The organism is Halorubrum orientale (genome assembly GCF_059623105.1).
In genome coordinates, this window is sequence record NZ_JBSPSR010000022.1 from 1 (window position 1) to 812 (window position 812).

The following is an 812-nucleotide window of genomic DNA, read 5'->3' on the forward strand; positions in this document are numbered from 1 at the left end:
GGTGAAAGGCCCATCGAGCCTGGCAACAGCTGGTTCCGACCGAAACATGTCGAAGCATGACCTCATCCGAGATAGCCTGCGGGGTAGAGCTACCGATTGGATGACCTGCCTCCGAGAGGAGTCAGCCATCCTGTCAAACTCCGAACCCGCACGCGTCGCAGACGATGGGAGTCCGGTGCGCGGGGTAAGCCTGTGTACCATGAGGGGAACAACCCAGAGCTGGGTTAAGGTCCCAAAGTGTAGATTAAGTGCAATCGAAAGGTGGTCTCAAGCCCTAAACAGCCGGGAGGTGAGCTTAGAAGCAGCTACCCTCTAAGAAAAGCGTAACAGCTTACCGGCCGAGGTTTGAGGCGCCCAAAATGATCGGGGCTCAAATCTACCACCGAGACCCAGCCGTGTCCGTTAGGACAACCGCGTAGGTCGGCGTACCGTTCGGACGGAAGCACGGGCGAGAGCTCGTGTGGACCGTGCGGTAACGACAATCCTGGTCACAGTAGCAGCGATAGTCGGGTGAGAACCTCGACGGCCTGATGAGCAAGGGTTCCTCGGCACTGCCAATCAGCCGAGGGTTAGCCGGTCCTAAGACGTACCGTAATTCGACTACGTCAACGGGAAATTGGTTAATATTCCAATGCCATCGTGCAGCAAACGTCAACGCCGTGTGGACCGCTGAGCCGGGCCTTCGCCCGGTCAAATCATGGAACCTCGTGGACGCCGTCACGGCACGAAGCGAGCGAAACGTGAGATAGGGAAACTCAGCCGTACACAGGGCCCGTGAAACGACAAGCACGATGTCCGTACCAAGATCCGAA

1 rRNA gene is annotated in these 812 nt (G+C 57.6%); it reads left to right on the forward strand.

The annotated features are described in order from the left end of the window. Positions 1-812, forward strand: a 23S ribosomal RNA gene (locus ACWUI7_RS13475); the annotation flags it as partial.